This is a genomic window from Vibrio sp. 1069, assembly GCF_033340555.1.
This window is the reverse complement of record NZ_JAWOWP010000169.1, coordinates 1-915: the sequence shown is the minus strand read 5'-3', so window position 1 is coordinate 915 and position 915 is coordinate 1. Positions and strand designations below refer to the sequence as shown.

Sequence of the window (915 nt, the reverse complement as noted above, 5' to 3'; positions counted from 1 at the left end):
CGTATAATAAAGCGGTCGAGATCGCGAATACCGGTGATGCCGCAGTCACGCTAACAGGTTATGAGCTAGCGAAATCATCTAATGGTGGTGGCACTTGGGGCAGCAAGATCGATTTGAGCCAAGTAACGTTGCAAGCGAAGCAGGTGTTTGTTCTTGCCCATGGCGATGCCAGCGATGCGATTAAAGCAGTGGCTGACCAGACCGATAAAAACGTGGCGAACTTTAATGGTGACGATCCTCTCGCACTATTAAAAGATGGTGAAGTTCACGACATGGTCGGCGTGATGGGTGGTGTAGCATTTGGCAAAGACGCCACTTTGGTACGTAACGGTGACGCACTGACGCCTTCTGCGACTTTCCAATCTTCTCAATGGACAACGTTAGCAAAAGACAACATTGATGGCTTGGGCGAGCTGAATGCAGCTGAGCCACCTGCAACATTTGTGTGTGAAGTGGATGGACACGCGCCAACGTTCACATCCATTCAAGACATTCAAGGTGAAGGTGCTTCTTCGCCATTTATCGATGGTTACCCATACATTACGACAGAAGAGCATTTTGTTACTGGTGTCGTGAGCGCTGTTACTAGCGGTTTGACGAAAGGCTTCTACCTGCAAGCTATCGAGAACGATAACAACGATAAGACGTCAGAAGGTCTATTTATTCATACGAACGCCGCAGATACCGAGCTAAAGCCTGGTGACGTAGTTTGTGTGAAAGGTAAGGTTCAGGAGTACTACAGCAATACTCAGCTTTCTTCTGACGCAACCAGCTATGTAAAAACTGGCACGTCAGACACTCCATTGGTGACGCCGCTTGTGATCAAAGAAGGCGAAACTCTGCGTGATGCGTTAGAGCGACATGAAGGGATGCAAGTGACGCTGAACTCAGCCAGTGATTTGTTTGTTACTCGCA

At 48.4% G+C, this 915-nt stretch carries 1 protein-coding gene; it reads left to right on the top strand.

The genetic code is table 11. The features are described 5' to 3' along the window. The coding region (locus R7040_RS25235; RefSeq protein WP_318097386.1) for a lamin tail domain-containing protein at nt 1-915 on the top strand (915 nt) is incomplete at both ends.